Origin of the sequence: Winogradskyella flava (assembly GCF_014243395.1) — a bacterium.
Taxonomy (GTDB): Bacteria; Bacteroidota; Bacteroidia; order Flavobacteriales; family Flavobacteriaceae; genus Winogradskyella; species Winogradskyella flava.
Window position 1 is genome coordinate 326,923 of sequence record NZ_JACLCP010000003.1, and the last position, 17,052, is coordinate 343,974.

The 17,052-nt window shown below is 36.3% G+C and carries 12 protein-coding genes; 3 read left to right on the forward strand and 9 right to left on the reverse strand.

What is annotated here, in order from left to right; all coding sequences use genetic code 11:
• Nucleotides 1–50: 50 nt before the first annotated feature.
• From ccoG to H7F21_RS12005, 6 genes are all read right to left on the reverse strand, one after another.
• Nucleotides 51–1,475 carry a cytochrome c oxidase accessory protein CcoG gene (gene ccoG / locus H7F21_RS11980; protein ID WP_185789526.1) on the reverse strand — a complete coding sequence of 475 codons (1,425 nt, stop codon included), beginning with the start codon at nucleotides 1,473–1,475 and terminating at the stop codon, nucleotides 51–53.
• 34 nt (nucleotides 1,476–1,509) lie between these two features.
• Entirely contained in the window at nucleotides 1,510–2,499 is a 990-nt protein-coding gene (locus tag H7F21_RS11985; RefSeq protein ID WP_185789527.1) for a cbb3-type cytochrome c oxidase N-terminal domain-containing protein, read from the reverse strand.
• A gap of 85 nt (nucleotides 2,500–2,584) precedes the next feature.
• A complete protein-coding gene (locus tag H7F21_RS11990; protein WP_185789528.1) occupies nucleotides 2,585–2,770 on the reverse strand; it encodes a CcoQ/FixQ family Cbb3-type cytochrome c oxidase assembly chaperone in 186 nt (61 codons plus the stop codon).
• Between the two features lie 4 nt (nucleotides 2,771–2,774).
• Nucleotides 2,775–4,979 carry a cytochrome-c oxidase, cbb3-type subunit I gene (gene ccoN, locus H7F21_RS11995; RefSeq protein WP_185789529.1) on the reverse strand — a complete coding sequence of 735 codons (2,205 nt, stop codon included), beginning with the start codon at nucleotides 4,977–4,979 and terminating at the stop codon, nucleotides 2,775–2,777.
• A gap of 10 nt (nucleotides 4,980–4,989) precedes the next feature.
• Nucleotides 4,990–5,175 (reverse strand): cbb3-type cytochrome oxidase assembly protein CcoS, encoded by a 186-nt coding sequence (gene ccoS, locus H7F21_RS12000; RefSeq protein WP_185789530.1) that lies wholly within the window; start codon nucleotides 5,173–5,175, stop codon nucleotides 4,990–4,992.
• 74 nt (nucleotides 5,176–5,249) lie between these two features.
• A complete protein-coding gene (locus tag H7F21_RS12005; RefSeq protein ID WP_185789531.1) occupies nucleotides 5,250–7,625 on the reverse strand; it encodes a heavy metal translocating P-type ATPase in 2,376 nt (791 codons plus the stop codon).
• Nucleotides 7,626–7,733: 108 nt separating this feature from the next.
• Here H7F21_RS12005 and H7F21_RS12010 point away from each other — a divergent pair, with 108 nt between their 5' ends.
• Entirely contained in the window at nucleotides 7,734–8,411 is a 678-nt protein-coding gene (locus tag H7F21_RS12010) for a Crp/Fnr family transcriptional regulator (protein ID WP_185789532.1), read from the forward strand.
• Nucleotides 8,412–8,482: 71 nt separating this feature from the next.
• On the opposite strand, the gene H7F21_RS12015 is transcribed toward H7F21_RS12010, so the two are convergent.
• The 3 genes from H7F21_RS12015 to H7F21_RS12025 all read right to left on the reverse strand — a co-directional run bounded on the left by H7F21_RS12015 (nucleotide 8,483) and on the right by H7F21_RS12025 (nucleotide 14,271).
• The gene (locus H7F21_RS12015; RefSeq protein WP_185789533.1) at nucleotides 8,483–10,429 is read right to left on the reverse strand and encodes a S9 family peptidase; all 1,947 of its coding nucleotides are present in this window, start codon (nucleotides 10,427–10,429) and stop codon (nucleotides 8,483–8,485) included.
• Between the two features lie 20 nt (nucleotides 10,430–10,449).
• Complete coding sequence (locus H7F21_RS12020) at nucleotides 10,450–13,677, reverse strand: VPS10 domain-containing protein (RefSeq protein WP_185789534.1); 3,228 nt, start codon at nucleotides 13,675–13,677, stop codon at nucleotides 10,450–10,452.
• A gap of 75 nt (nucleotides 13,678–13,752) precedes the next feature.
• The gene (locus tag H7F21_RS12025; protein WP_185789535.1) at nucleotides 13,753–14,271 is read right to left on the reverse strand and encodes a hypothetical protein; all 519 of its coding nucleotides are present in this window, start codon (nucleotides 14,269–14,271) and stop codon (nucleotides 13,753–13,755) included.
• Between the two features lie 149 nt (nucleotides 14,272–14,420).
• Here H7F21_RS12025 and H7F21_RS12030 point away from each other — a divergent pair, with 149 nt between their 5' ends.
• Entirely contained in the window at nucleotides 14,421–15,566 is a 1,146-nt protein-coding gene (locus H7F21_RS12030; protein ID WP_185789536.1) for a vWA domain-containing protein, read from the forward strand.
• A gap of 2 nt (nucleotides 15,567–15,568) precedes the next feature.
• The gene (locus tag H7F21_RS12035) at nucleotides 15,569–17,032 is read left to right on the forward strand and encodes a MoxR family ATPase (RefSeq protein ID WP_185789537.1); all 1,464 of its coding nucleotides are present in this window, start codon (nucleotides 15,569–15,571) and stop codon (nucleotides 17,030–17,032) included.
• The last annotated feature ends 20 nt before the right edge of the window (nucleotides 17,033–17,052 follow it).

Here is a 17,052-nt window from a genome sequence, read left to right on the forward strand (position 1 = left end):
GCACTGAGCGTGTCGAAGTGTTGTTTCAGGATCTTATTATTGATTCTTTATTAGTTATAGTTCCTTGGCCCTAAAAAGCCAACGGTAGTCGTTTCAATTAGCTCATCATGACTATAAACATCTATTCTTAGTTTATTTTTATCGGCAGATAAATTGCTTTGCTTCATTTCTATGAACAATGTACCTTCTGCTATGCCTTGAGCTTCAATTTTAAATTCGTCTGTTACTGAGACTAGTTTTATTTCACCCTCAGCACCTCTTATTTTAAAACTCACATTTTCAATACTGTTGGCGGTCTTATTTACGAGTTTATAGGTATATACATTACTAATTATATTGTTCTCTTTTTGCTCATAGGATTGACCAGGTAATCTTAAAATGCGTGCTTCGACATCATTTCTTAGTGCAAGCATTCCGGCCAAGACCCCAATTAAAATAACCAATACGGCAATATAACCTTTCATTCTAGCGGTAAGTTTGAAAGGTGTTTTCTTTTTTATATTTTCTTCACTAGCATATCGGATTAATCCTTTAGGAAGATTGATCTTTTCCATAATAGTGTCACACTCATCAATACAAGCTGTGCAATTTACGCACTCTAGTTGAGTACCGTTTCTTATATCGATGCCTGTTGGACATACATGTACGCACTGAAAGCAATCTATACAATCACCATGGCCAAGAGCAGCTCTATCTTCGTTTTTTCTAAACTTTTTTCTTCCACTTTCCCCTTCTCCTCGTTTATGGTCATAGGCAACAACAATGGACTTCGTATCTAAGAGTACACCTTGCAAACGTCCATAAGGACAGGCTATGATGCATACTTGTTCCCTAAACCAAGCAAAAACAAAGTAGAAGACTCCTGTAAAAATGAGTAAAGGGATTAAAGTACCCATATGCTCAAATGGTCCATCCGTTATATAGTTCAATAGTTCGTCACCACCTATTAAATACGCTAAGAAGACATTGGCAATTAAAAATGATACTACTAAAAAGATAAACCATTTTAAAAGACGCTTTCTTATTTTTTCGGCATCCCATTTTTGTCGTTTTAGGCGCATTTGCTTATTTCTGTCACCATCAATCCAATATTCAATGCGTCTAAATACCATTTCCATAAAGATGGTCTGTGGACAAATCCAGCCACAGAATATCCGACCGAATCCTACTGTGAATAGTGTGATGAATACAACACCAATTATCATGGAAATCACAAACAAATGGAAGTCTTGCGGCCAGAAAGGAAAACTGAATATATTGAATCGTCGTTCTAAAACATTAAATAATAGGAACTGGTTGCCATTAATCTTCACGAAAGGCGCAGCAAATAGAAAGGCTAATAATATATAGCTTACTAGTTTTCGCTTTTCGTAAAAATAACCTGCAGGTTTTTTAGGAAATATCCAATTGCGTTTACCTTCTTCATCGATGGTGCCAATGGAATCTCTAAAAACTTCGTTTGATGGCGTTTCCATTTTGGAACAGTTTACTATTTACTTGTTGGTGCGTTTAGTCATTTGAGACTACAGAAGTAGCTTCCTCGGTCTTAACAGTATCTTCCATTGATTCTTCTTCTGTGTTTTCGTCAATAGCATCAGACTCAGTTTCAGTAGCAGATTCGTCTACCCAAATTTCACCTTCAGCTTTTTTAGCACCATCACCTGGTACCGTGCCTTGAAATTCTAAAACATAACTGGCAACTTGTGCCATTTCCAGTGGTGTTAGCCCTTCTTTTTTCCATGACACCATACCTTTACCATCACGACCACCTTCAGAGATTGTTCTAAAGACATTTTTAATACCACCACCTAAAATCCAATATTCGTCCGTTAGGTTTGGTCCAATTCCACCGCCACCATCATTTCTATGGCAAACAACACATTTACCTTCATAAATAGCTTTTCCCGCATTTAAGTCAGATGCTTCAGTCAGAATTTCAACAGTATTTGCATCCACAAGATTTTTTGCATTTTTCTTGTATTCTTCAATGGCTTTATTGGCTTCGGCATATTCTATTTCGTATTCTGTAAATTGGCCATCGGCATTCAAAACATGGTAACGGATCATATACACAACACCAAATATTATGGTTAAATAGAAACTATATACCCACCATGGTGGCAAATTGTTGTCTAATTCTTTAATGCCGTCATAATTATGGTCTAAAATAATTTCACCCTCGTCCTCAATAGGTTTACTACCAACCAGTTTTTTGTAGGTGTTACTAATCCATTCGGCTAATTTAGATGGTGCTGCTTTTTTTGCATCATATCTTGCCTTGGCTTCTTCGTCTAAACTTTGATATAAGATATTATCCATTGAGCCCACGATGCCCTCAATAGCTAGAAGTACAAGCAGCACTAATAGCAAGAACAAAAGGACGACTGGCTGCTCCATAAATGCAGGCTGATCACCAGATTCGATAAAGTATTCTACGAGACCTACTATGGCTAAAAACACGACAGGCACTCTTATGTATGATGGAATTAAATGTCTCATTTGATAGATGTTTTAATTTTTTTAAGCGGACAAATGTAACCTGCACGCCCATTAATAATAAAGACTGAAAATATTGATGCAGGTTTCATGATAATGTATCGTTTTGATTATCTAATGGTAAATTACTAACAGTAGTGATGTATTCTTTTTTCGCTGTTATGACCCAATAAAATAAGGCTATAAAAAAGACAAAGAATATAAGTAGCGATATCAAAGGATAGATTTCTATACCAGTGATACTTTCCATGTGATTTTTTACAAATTTTAGCATAATATTATTGGTTTTGAGCGGTTTCTTTAGCTATATCTTTCACCTTTATATCTGTTCCTAATCGTTGCAAATATGCAATTAGAGCAATGATTTCTCTGTCTTTCATTTCAACATAATCTTCACCAGCAGCTAAAGCTTCTTGTTTATTTCTTTCGAAAGATTCTGCTAAATCAGGATCCTCTACAAGACTTTTTACAATGGCTTCTGATTGTACATTCATTAAATCCTGAGCGTTTGCTATCTCCTCTTCGGTATAAGGAACACCTAGTGATACCATAACTTCCATCTTCTTTTCTGTCATTGATTTATCTAGTTCATCTCTGATTAGCCACTGATATGCAGGCATTATAGAACCTGTAGACATCTGTTGTGGATCATACATATGTTTAAAGTGCCATGAATCTAAATACTTACCACCAACACGATGTAAATCTGGACCAGTTCTTTTACTTCCCCAAAGGAAAGGATGGTCATAAACAAATTCACCTGCCTTGGAATATTCGCCATAACGTTCTACCTCACTTCTAAATGGACGAACCATTTGTGAATGACAGCCAACACAACCCTCTCTAATGTACAGGTCACGTCCCTCTAATTCTAATGGTGTATAAGGTTGTACACTACTTATGGTTGGAATATTGGATTTAACAACTATCGTTGGGATAATCTGAACGATACCTCCAATTAAGATGGCTACAGTTGCATATATCGTTAATAATACAGGCTTACGTTCTAACCAAGTGTGCCATCCCTCTCCGGCAACTCTACGTTTAGATACTCTCTGTAACGCTGGTGCTTCTGCCAGTTCATCCGTGACTTTAGAATTAGATCTTACTACGGTCATGATAACATTATAAACCAGAATTAGCATACCAGTAATGTAGAGTGTACCTCCAATGGCTCTCATCCAGTACATTGGCATTATTTCGGTTACGGTCTCTAAAAAGTTACCGTAAAATAAGTTACCGTCTGGTCTAAATTGTTTCCACATACTGGCTTGAGTGAAACCAGCGACGTACATTGGCAATGCATATAAGATAATACCCAAAGTGCCTATCCAAAAATGGACGTTAGCCAAGCCAACAGAGTGTAATTTAGTTTTGAATAACCTTGGTATTAACCAGTAAATCATACCAAACGCCAAGAATCCATTCCATGCCAGTGCGCCAACATGTACGTGCGCAATAATCCAATCGGTAAAGTGCGCAATGGCGTTGACATTTTTAAGGGATAGCATAGGTCCTTCAAATGTTGCCATACCATAACCTGTTATGGCTACAACCATGAATTTTAAAACAGGATCTGTACGTACTTTGTCCCAAGCACCACGTAAGGTTAATAGACCATTTATCATACCTCCCCAAGAAGGCGCAATTAACATTACAGAGAAAGCAACACCTAAATGCTGTGCCCATTCTGGCAATGCCGTATATAATAAATGGTGAGGTCCCGCCCAGATGTATATAAAGATTAATGACCAGAAATGTACTATAGATAGCCTGTAGGAATAAACAGGTCTATTAGCTGCTTTTGGTACGAAATAGTACATTAAGCCAAGGAAAGGTGTTGTTAAGAAAAATGCAACGGCATTGTGTCCATACCACCATTGCACTAAGGCATCTTGTACACCTGCATAAACCGAGTAGCTTTTTAAACTACTTACAGGTAATTCTAAACTATTAAAAATATGAAGCACTGCAACCGTAACAAAAGTTGCGAGATAGAACCAAATAGCGACATACAAGTGACGTTGACGACGTTTTAAAATCGTTCCAATCATATTAATACCAAAAGCTACCCATATAAGTGCAATGGCAATATCAAAAGGCCATTCTAGCTCCGCATATTCTTTTGAGGTAGTATAACCTAACGGTAAAGTAATTGCAGCGCCGACAATAAGCAATTGCCAAGCCCAGAAATTAAAATTACTCAAAAGGTCACTGAACATTCTAGCTTTTAGCAGACGTTGTAATGAGTAATAAACTCCGGCAAAAATGGCATTACCAACAAAAGCAAAGATTACTGCGTTAGTGTGTAGCGGTCTTAATCGTCCAAAACTTAACCATGATACACCATCGGTCATATTTGGGAATAAAAACATAAAGGCCAGAATAAGACCTACAAGCATCCCAACAACTCCCCAAAGTATGGTTGCGTAAAGGAATTTTTTAACGATTTTATTATCGTAATAGAATTGTTGCATTTCCATATGAAAAAAATTAGTCAGTTTTAGTATGTGTTGATTGTTCAGTTTCTGATTTCACTAGTTCATCTTCAAAAAGCATGCGCACTGATGGTGTATAGCTATCATCGTATTGACCAGACTTTACCGCCGCGATAAATATGAAAAAGAAAGCTACGCCAACAATGACGCTAACCGTTAATAAAATATATATAACACTCATACCTGTTTGAAGTTATGGTTCAAATTTACTGTTGAACCTTTTTTTAAAACATGACATTTATCATGTTGATTTATTTATTTCAATCGTCGACCCAAAATATTAGTACAAACCGTTGTAAATACTACAATACTTATAGAACTCAATGGCATTAATATAGCTGCAACGACCGGTGCTAAATGACCGGTAACTGCAAAGTATAAACCAATAATATTATAGATGAATGAAAGCAGGAAGCTCCATTTTATAATCTTTATGGCCGATTTCGAAGCTTTGATATACGGATACAATTCCTTGAATTTAGTGGCATCCAATATGGCATCGCAAGCTGGTGAAAAAACATTTACGTCTTCTGATATTGCAATACCAACATCGCTTTGTGCTAAAGCGCCAGCATCGTTTAAACCATCACCTATCATTAACACTTTGGCACCTTCCGACTGGTGGTATTTGATAAACTCTAACTTATCCTCTGGTTTTTGGTTAAATATTAATTTGGTCTTAGATGGCAATAGTTTTTTTAGATTCTCGCGTTCGCCTTCATTGTCACCAGAGAGAATTACTAAGTCAAATTGCTCTTTAAGTTGGTTGAATAATTTTGAAACCCCTTTTCTATAGCTATTATAAAAAGTGAACTTGCCCTTATATACATTATTACTACTAATATGGACGGTTGTATTTAGGACAGATGTATTTTCTAGATTGCCAACAAAGCTTGCCGAACCAATCCTTAAGTTCACATCCTCATGTCCCGCTTCAATACCTTTGCCAATATGCTCATCAAACCTATCGAGACTTATAATATTATGTTCGTCTAGAATGCTGTAAAGTGTTCTGCTTAAAGGATGGTTGGAACCACGAAGCGAATTCTTGAGCACTAAACTTTCGGAATCCGACAAAGATTCACCATCATATTCCGCATTGCAATTTTTATTGGAGGTGATCGTTCCCGTTTTGTCGAAAATAATCGTATTGATTTGGGCTAATTGTTCAATCACACAGGCATTCTTAATATAGAATTTAAGCTTTCCAAAAATCCGCAATAAATTGCCAAACGTAAATGGAGCAGATAAGGCAATGGCACAAGGACACGCAATAATTAGTACTGCCGTAAACACGTTTAAAGCCTTACTGGCATCTGTGAATAACCAAAATGTTGTTGCTATAGCTGCAATTGTTAAAATCGCAATAGTGAAGTGTTTACTAATGTTGTTGGTAATTGTTGTAAAACCATCTTCTTTATTCTTGTTGAAGACATCATTGCTCCAAAGTTGCGTGAGGTAACTTTGTTCAACAGATTTGATCGCTTCAAGTTCAATAACACCTGCTGTTTGTTTGCCGCCAGCGAATAACTTATCCCCAGAGTGTTTGGATACGGTCTGCGATTCACCTGTAACAAAACTGTAATCTATTTTAGCTTTGCCATTAATGAGGATGCCGTCCACAGGAATCAATTCTTCATTTCTGATCAAGAGTCGATCTCCTTTTTTTATATCGTAAACTTGAATGGAATTCTCATTACCATTCTTATCAATTTTAGTGATTGCAATCGGAAAGTATGATTTGTAATCACGCTCAAAGGATAAGAAATCATAGGTTTTTTGTTGAAAGAACTTTCCAACCAATAAGAAGAATACCAACCCAGCCAAACTATCGAAAAAACCAGAACCAAGGTCCAACATAATCTCAATAGTACTTCTAATAAACAGCACGGAAACCCCAAGAGCGATAGGTACATCGATATTCAATAACTTCGCTTTTAAGCCTTTATATGCTGAAATAAAATAGTCTTGAGCTGAATAAAATACCACTGGTACAGTAAGCACAAACATTAACCACCTAAATAGCGGTTTATATTGCTCTAACCAAAATTCATTGACCTCAAAATATTCAGGAAAGGATAGAAACATAATATTACCAAATCCAAATCCAGCTACTCCGAGTTTATAGATTAAGGTTCTGTTAATGTGTTTTTTTCCTGATTTAAAATCGTCTAAGCTAATATATGGCTCATAACCTATAGAGCTTAACAATAAGACAATAGACTTTAAGTCGGTTGCTTCAGGGTTATAAGTTACCCTAACCGTTTTCTTTCCAAAGTTGACCTGGGAATCTGAAATTTTTGGATTGAGTTTGTTTAGGTTTTCGAGTATCCAAATACAAGAGCTGCAATGGATATGAGGAATATAGAGCGTAGTGATTTCTATGCTATCACTTCTAAATTCGGTAAGTTTTTCAATTATATTTTGCTGTGATAGAAAATCGTATTTACCCTCTATTTCTTTTGGAATGGCACCTGGTGAGCTCTGTAAATCGTAGTAACAAGTTAAATCATTTTCGTTAAAAATTTCGAAAACAGTTTTACAGCCATTACAACAAAAGGACTTCTCTTGATATCTAATAGTGTGATTGCCACAGCCATCACCACAATGAAAACAAGTGTTGTTTTGCATTTTTATTTGCTCATTTATACCTGTAACAAAGGTGACATATAAGCTCGTTTTAAAATATGATATTTGTCATGTAATTAGTATCTTTGAGATAATAGCTAAAAAGTAGGTATGAGTAAATGTGAATCGTGCATTATTAAGGAATTTAATTCTTTAAAATCTTTAACTAGAGAAGAGTTGATGCGTGTTTCTGCATGCAAAACTGGTAAAATCTACAGAAAAGGTCAAGTCATTTTTGAAGAAGGTGAAACTATAAATGGTGTGTATTGTGTCAAGGATGGTGTCTGTAAACTTTCTAAGTTAAGTGAAAACGGAAAAGACCAAGTCGTAAAATTAGTAGTTAAAGGTGGCTTATTAGGTAAACGCTCATTAGTCTCAGAACAGAAAACCAATTTAAGTGCTATAGCGCTTAATGACATGGAAATGTGCTTTATACCTAAGAGCGAGATCATGAACGATTTGTCTAAAAACCCAAAGTTTACCATGGATGTTTTAAGGGAAATGGCAAACGATTTAAAAGATTCTGATGAGTCCTTAGTAAATATGGCGCAAAAGTCTGTGAAGCGCAGAATGGCAGAGATACTCATGTACATTCACGATGATTTTGGTACCGATGAAGATGGCTATTTAAGTATTATATTATCTCGTGAAGATTATGCAAGTATCGTGGGTACAGCTACAGAATCAGCTATAAGAATACTCTCGCAATTCAAAAAAGAAGGTTTAATTTCTGCAACTGGAAAACGTATAAAAATTGAAGATTATAATAGCCTTAAATGGATGGAGTAAAATCAAACTTCATCATTAAAAAACCCATAGGATTTATAAATCCTATGGGTTTTTTATTTTTAATAATTTCATTATTTGGTTTCACTTTCAATCTCCTCAGATTTAGTTTCACCATCTAAAGGTTCATTTTCCTTTTTAAGATAGGTGTCCAAGAATTTCACAATCCGACTATAAGATTCAATTTGATTCTCTTTTTTAATAAATCCGTGACCTTCATCTTCAAATAAGACATATTCTACAGGAACTCCATTTTTTCTAACACCTGCAACAATTTCATCAGATTCTACTTGTAAAACCCTTGGGTCTTTGGCACCTTGCAATACAATCAAAGGTTTAGTGACTTTATCAGTATGAAACAATGGTGAAATACGTTTTAAACGCACGGAATCTGCAGAGAATGGATCTCCTAATTCATCATAAAGTGCTTCTCTGAAAGATTCCCAATATGGAGGAATACTTTTTAGTGTACGCATCCAGTTGGTAACACCAAATAGATTAACACCTACATCAAATTCTTCTGGAGCATAGGTTAGTGCGGCCATGGTCATATAACCACCATAAGAACCACCTATGATTCCTATTTTGCTACCATCAATTTCTGGCTGGGTGGCTAACCAATTTTTACCTTCAACACAATCTTGTAAATCTTTTTCACCATGATTTTTATTATCCATTTGATAAAAGGTCTTTCCATAACCACTACTACCTCTATTATTTACTGCCAACACAGCATAGCCTTGATTTACCATGTATTGCATTAAAGAGCTAAAGTTTTGTCGCGTTTGCCCACCAGGACCACCATGAACCCAAACCATTGCTGGGACTCTGTTGGCTTCGGACGCTTGATGTGGTAGATAATAGATAGCAGGAATTACTGTGCCATCAAATGATTTGTATCTGACGACCTTGGCTGTTACTAAATCCTTAGGGTTGATCTCATCATTAAGGACGTTGGTGATTCTATTTTGTTCTTTAGTTTCGAAATTAAAGGTATATAAATCTGAAGGTGAATTAGAACCGCCAACATACATGCGCATCCACTTTTCATCATCGCTAAAACTTACACTCGTAATGCTTTTTCCATCAAAATCAGGTAAGTCGATTGTTTGCATTGTTTTAGTGTCCATTACCTCAATAGCGTTTTTTCCGTCTTCATTTACATAAACTACCATATAGGTGCCTTCTGAGGTAAAACCACTACCCATAATATCCCAAGACTTCTCAATTTCCTTTTTCTTCTCTTTGGTTTCTAGGTTATAAGACATTAGGTATGAAAACTCAGAACCATCATCGGTAGTGTAATAGAACTTACTATTATCTTTAGAAAAATCCTGAGCAGAATTAGCACTTAAATTGTCATTTACTTTGATAGTTTCCTTGGTGCTGGCATTGTAAATAAATAAGTCGCTATCATTGGTGTTTACAGTTTTTGAAAGAGCGAAATAGTTTTCATCTTCAGACATGCCACTAAAATTCATGCCATCGTTATTTTGATATAGCATTTCCGATGAATAATCGTCTATGGACATTTTATAAACATCAAAAAACTTTGGATCTCTTTTGTTAGAACCAAAGTATAGGTGCTTATCGTCTTTGGACCAACCATAAAAATTAGCCTTCGCACCATCTACTGGTGTAATATCTTTGATGCTTCCATCCGTTTCCATTACAAATAAGTGATCAATTTCATCGCCATTGCCATCTGCACTGATCAGCATTCTATTGTCCTCAGGAAAATAAGCATTAGCAAAATAAGACGTGCTGTCTGACTGGGTAATTGGTGTCAATTCACCACCTTTAACAGACACTGAATAAACATTGTAAATTCCTGAACGATTGCTAGAAATCAATAATTTACTGTTATCAGCAGAAAAGCTTCCACCACCAACAGCTTCATTATCCATAAATTGATTGATGGTGTACTGTTGAATTTCTCGCTTAGTTTCAGTTTTGTCTTTATCTTCCTTACATGATAGTATAAGAAAGGCAATACATAGGGTAAAAAGTTTTGTTTTCATATTGAATTGTTTTTTGATTGTTAGTCGATTCCAAAAACCTTGATTTCTTTAAATGGATCTATCTGAATTTGTTTCATTTGGTCCCGGTAATCTTTCCACTCCTTATTGAAAAAGGTATTGGTTTTATTAAATAGCTTATCTAGAGCATCTTTAGCATGCTTTATTAAAGTTGTTTCCGTTGATGTCAAACCTGTTTGACTATTATAAACATAACCTTGAGCAGTTCTTAAGCGTTGCAACGGATTTACTTCAGGATTTCTTGTAATCCCTTGACGTTTATCCTCTTTGCCCAAATATTTGTCCATCAAACTATCGATAGCCTTAATTGTGGTTTTGGAGGACTTGATCTGATCCTCAAATTTTTCTTTATCTAATTTGGCCAATTCTTTTTTATACTTTTCAGCTATGTCTTTACTTTCAATTAATTGCTTTACGGCATCAGATGCAGTTTTCTGGAGTTGTTCTAATTGTTTCGCAGCAGCATACACTTCATCTATGTTTTTCTGAGACACATCAAGTCTTGGATCTGATTCCACTTTTATAGAGCTTTCAGAAGTTAAATCGCCATAGTGTAAAACTGCCTTATAAGTGCCTGGCTTTACAGAAACGCCACCTGGTTCTCTAGTTTGCTTTCTATTACGTCTAGATGGTCTGCTAACACCTGCTTCGTTCATATACCATGTCCATTTGTGTATGCCATTCTCTTCTGGTGTTTTTTGCTTTAGAGTTCGTATCAATCGGTCACCATCAAATATTTTGAGTGTTAAGGAATCCCATTTTACTTTATTGTCTTTTTTGGAGGCTGAGGCACTCGAAGCCTCATCAACATCTTCTTCATTTGTTTTGGACACTTCTAGAGCCTCAGTGTCCGCTGTTTCGTTTTTGTTAAACAAATAGCTGAAACGTGCACCACCACCACGATTTTCACCGTGATACATAGCGTCTGCTCCAAAACGACTTCCAGTAGGTTGTTGGTATGCAGCTTGATACGCAGTAGGCGGATCAAATAACTCAATGGTTGAACTCATTATTACCGAGTTCGTGGCCATTGCTCTTAGTGGCCTGATATCATCTAAGACCCAAGCTGCTCTTCCAAACGTGCCAATAACTAAATCATGCTCTCTTGGTTGAATAACTAGATCCTTTACGGATGTTGTGGGGAAACCTTCAGTCCACTTTATCCACTTTTCTCCAGCGTTCAGAGAAATATATAAACCATCGTCTGTGCCTAAAAACATAAGATTTGGTTCTACTATATCTTCAACAATAGATAAAGTATAACTTTGTACATCGCTTTTATCAACTATTCTGTCCCAAGTTTTTCCGTAGTTTTTAGTTCTGTAGGCGTATGGCTCGTAATTGAAACGTCTATAGTCATTGGCAATTAAAAGTGCTTCGCCTTTATTCTTGTTCGATGCTTTGATTTGTGCTATCCAACTACCTTTTGGTAGATCCTTAATATTTTTAGTAACCTCAGTCCAATTTTTTCCGCCATCGGTTGTATAATGTACCCGACCATCGTCAGTACCAGCCCAGAGCATATCTCTTTCTAAAGGGGATGGTTCAATAACTAGAATGGTACAATGATTTTCAGCACCAGTGGCGTCCATGGTTAGCCCACCACTTTCGGATTGTTTTTGTTTTTCAGGATCGTTAGTGGATAGGTCAGGCGAGATGACCGTCCAAGTTTCGCCTTTGTCAGTAGATTTATGTACAAATTGGCTACCAAAATAAATCGTGCTATTATCAAAAGGGTCGATGTTAATGGCAGAGTTCCAATTAAAACGAAGTCTCACGTCTGGATCAGGATGTGTTGGTCTTACACCATAGTTATTTCCGGTTTGCCAATCATAGCGACTAACAAAACCTTGTTGGCTCATTGACCATCCATATCTCGAATCGTCTCTGTCAGGAACCACATCAAAGCCATCACCAAAACTAATCTCTTGCCAATAACTGTTTCTTATGCCTTGTGCACGCCATACATAAGCCGGTCCTCTCCAAGACCCATTGTCTTGCATGCCTCCATAAACATTATAAGGAAATTCATTATCCACATTGATATGATAGAACTGAGCGATAGGTAAGTTGCCAATAAAACGCCATGTTTTTCCACCATCTTTAGTGATATTCATACCACCATCATTGCCATCAATCATAAAACTTCCATCCTCAGGATGAATCCACCATGCATGATGATCTGGATGCACACCATTGCTTACCCCATAGGCAGGCATTAACTGTGTAAAGTTTTTTCCGCCATCTTCAGAAACATTGACATAAGTAAATACTGAATAGACCCTATTCTCGTTTTGAGGGTCTACATAAATCTCGGAATAGTAGAATGGACGGTTGCCTATGTCGCTTTTATCATTAATCTTTTTCCAATTAAAACCACCGTCTTCACTTTTGTACAAAGCATTCTTTTTAGCTTCAACCAAAGCATAAATAATATTTGGTTTATTAGGTGCTATAGCTACACCAATTCGGCCTAGATCTCCTTTAGGAAAACCATCGTCTTCTGTAATTCTTTTCCAGGTCTTGCCACCATCATGTGTAATATGTAAACCAGAGCCCTCTCCACCAGAATTAAAAAACCAAGGGTCACGTTTATGTTCCCACATGGCTGCAATAAGTTTATTTGGATTTGTTGGGTCCATCACCAAATCAGCAACTCCCGTTTTGTTATTTGCGAATAGGATGTTATTCCAGGTTTTGCCACCATCAGTGGTTTTAAACACACCACGTTCTGGATGTTCGCCCCAAGGAGAGCCAATAGCACCAACATAAACTACATCTGGATTGGTTGGATCAACAATAATTCTATGAATATGCCTTGTGTTTTCAAGCCCCATTGCCATCCAATTTTTACCACCATCTAGGGATTTATAAACACCATAACCACCATTTAAGGAATTACGAGGATTACCTTCACCAGTTCCGACCCAAATCACGCTTGGGTTAGATTGCTGAATTTCAACCGCTCCAATGGATGCCGTCAATTCTTTATCAAAAATAGGATCCCATTTAATACCTCCTGAAGTCGATTTCCAAAGTCCACCTGAAGCAGTGCCTACATACATAACATCTGGATTGCTATGAACTACATCAATAGCAGTGACGCGTCCTGACATGCCACCAGGACCAATATTTCGTGGTGCCAGATTTTTGACCATGTCCATTGAAAATTCTTGTGCAGGAAGTGTTGCTATGCAGATAAGCATTAGCAAGGATAAAAATCGTTTCATTATTTTAAGGTTAGTTAAGTAATGCTTAAAATTAATGAAAACTAGACAGAGATTTCTTAATGTGATGTTAAGGAATTAGTCTTTACTTATGCGTCTTGGAACATTAGTGTCTCCTAAACTACTAAGTTCCCAGCGAGTACCATAGACATCCTCATATTCAATTGAATAAAACCAACTTTTTGTATTTAGAATTTTCCGAAATATGTTAATGCCTTCAGGGTCAGAAATTTTAATAAGCTCAATGGTTTCATTTGCGGGTAGCACATAGCCTTTTTTAAAGGTACTTGTTGTCGAGCCTATAGAATCTAAACTATGATTGGTTTTAAAGATATGTTTGAATAAATTATCAGTATTATTAAAATGATGAATCGAATCGTAAGTAATATTCACCTCTTTGATAAATGCAGGTCCAACACCTTTATTTCCTATAACTACTTTAAATCCTCCGGAAGAACTAAACCATTGGCTTAAATGAGGTAATACACTTGCACTTTGTTGTGTTTGAATAAGTACATTCTCTTCTCTAGCTAAAGATGATTGATAAATTAGGGCAATAACTGAAATTACACTTACAAAGAGTGCTGAGGTACTCATAATTCTGTCTGTTGTCCAATTTATCTTTTTCCTAAGCTTTTTGTTTTCTTCTGTCAACTTATCAATGATTTTTAGTAAAGTTAATAAAATGTTAGAATATAAAATGAAGGGTTTATTACATTTAGAAAAAGCCTTATTTTTACATAGCTATGATGGAAAAAAGAAAAAAGTCAGGTTTTGTATTTAAAACCTATAAAGCACCTAATCAGTCTCCTTTTGATAAGCTATTTGAAATCTTTAAGGAATTAATTACGTATACGTCTGGGGATTTTGATGAAGCTATAGATTGGTTGCGCCAACTGGACAAAGAATATGAGCTGACCACCCCAGACTACACCATTGATGATTTTATTGAAGACCTTAAAAACAAAGGATATATAAGAGAAGAAATAGATCCAACGGGTGGTGACGGTGAGAGAAATGGAAAAGGCAGGCTTACTATTACTGCCAAAACAGAACGTGCCATTCGCCAGCAAGCTTTAGATCACATTTTTGGAAAAATAAAACGGAGTGGTGCTGGAAACCATAAAAGTAAAGGTGTCGGTATTGGTGATGAGCATACAGGTGATTTTAGAGCTTACCAATTTGGTGATGCTCTAGATAAAGTCTCAATGACCGAAAGTTTGCGCAATGCTCAAATTAATAATGGTATTGGAGATTTTAATCTTACCGAAGATGATTTGGTTGTAGAGGAGACACTTCATAAAAGTCAGATGAGTACTGTACTGATGATCGATATTAGTCACAGCATGATTTTATATGGAGAGGACAGAATCACACCAGCTAAGAAAGTAGCCATGGCTCTTTCTGAACTCATAACTACACGATATCCTAAGGATACTTTAGAGATTTTGGTATTTGGGAATGATGCTTGGCCTATTAAGATTAAAGATTTGCCTTATTTAAAGGTAGGCCCTTATCATACAAATACTGTGGCTGGATTACAGTTAGCTATGGACATGTTACGAAGAAAGCGTAATACCAATAAGCAGATATTTATGATTACCGATGGTAAGCCAAGTTGCTTACGCTTACCAGATGGTCAGTATTATAAAAATAGTAATGGCTTAGACCCTTACATCACCAATAAGTGTTATGCTATGGCTCAGCAAGCAAGGCGATTGCATATTCCCATAACCACATTTATGATTGCTGAAGATCCATATTTAATGCAATTCGTTAGAGAATTTACTCAAGCTAATAGAGGTAAAGCATTTTACACTGGATTGAAAGGTTTAGGTGAAATGATTTTCGAAGATTACGAGAATAATAGAAAAAGAAGAATTAAAGGATAGAAATGAAAATAGAAACAATAAAAACACTAGGAGCACTCAAAACATCAGGATATCAATCAAAATCTATCAAGGATGAATTACGCGATAATTTGATTAAAAACATAAAGAATAAAGTAACAACGTTTACAGGTATTCACGGTTATGAAAATACTGTGATTCCAGAATTGGAACGCGCTATACTTTCACGACATAATATTAATTTATTAGGTCTTCGAGGTCAGGCAAAAACACGTTTGGCTCGTATGATGGTGAATTTGTTGGATGAATACATTCCAGTAGTAAAAGGCTCAGAAATTAATGATGATCCTTTGCAACCCATTTCCAGATATGCATTGGAATTAATCGCAGAAAAAGGTGATGATACACCAATAACTTGGTTGCATCGTGAGGATCGTTTTGCGGAAAAATTAGCAACACCAGATGTTACGGTGGCTGATATTATAGGCGATGTAGATCCCATAAAAGCGGCCAATTTAAAGTTGAGCTATGCCGATGATCGCGTTATTCATTATGGCATGATTCCATGTGCTAACCGTTGCATATTTGTGATTAATGAGTTACCAGATTTACAGGCTAGAATTCAGGTGGCATTGTTTAATATTTTGCAGGAAGGTGACATTCAAATTAGAGGCTTTAAACTGCGATTGCCATTGGATATGCAATTTGTATTTACAGCGAATCCAGAAGATTATACCAATCGTGGAAGCATTGTAACACCTTTAAAAGATAGAATTGGCTCTCAGATCTTAACCCATTATCCTCATACGATTGATACAGCAAGAAGCATAACATCTCAAGAGGCTAAGCTTGATTCGCGACAAACGGAATCCGTTTATGTGCCAGACTTGGCAAAAGACTTATTAGAGCAAATTAGTTTTGAAGCTCGAGAGAGTGAGTATGTGGATGTAAAGAGTGGTGTGAGTGCACGTTTGAGTATTACTGCGTTTGAGAACTTATTGAGTACTGCAGAACGACGTGCTTTGCTTTCAGGTGATGATAAAACAACAGTACGCTTATCTGATTTTATAGGTGTAATACCTGCAATAACAGGTAAAGTCGAACTCGTTTATGAAGGAGAACAAGAAGGTGCAGATTTTGTGGCGAATGCGTTAATGGATGAGGCTATTAAAACCTTATTTCCCAAATACTTTCCAAAAATAGAAAAGCTAGAAAAACAAGGTGAAGAAACACCATATGATGATTTAATTTCATGGTTCTTTAATGGAGACGGTTTCGAGTTATTGGATGATTTTGATGATACTACTTATAAATCGAAATTGGATGAGGTCAAACCCTTAGATGCACTTTTAGCAGATTACCAACCAGATATTGATAAACGTGATGTCTATTTTGAAAAAGAATTTATTCTCTGGGGATTGGTGCAGTTTAAAAAATTAAGTAAGTACCGTTATTCAGAAGGTTTACAAATCAAAGACCCTTATGGTAGTTATATCAGTGGATTATAAATAAAAAAGGGAAGCAAATC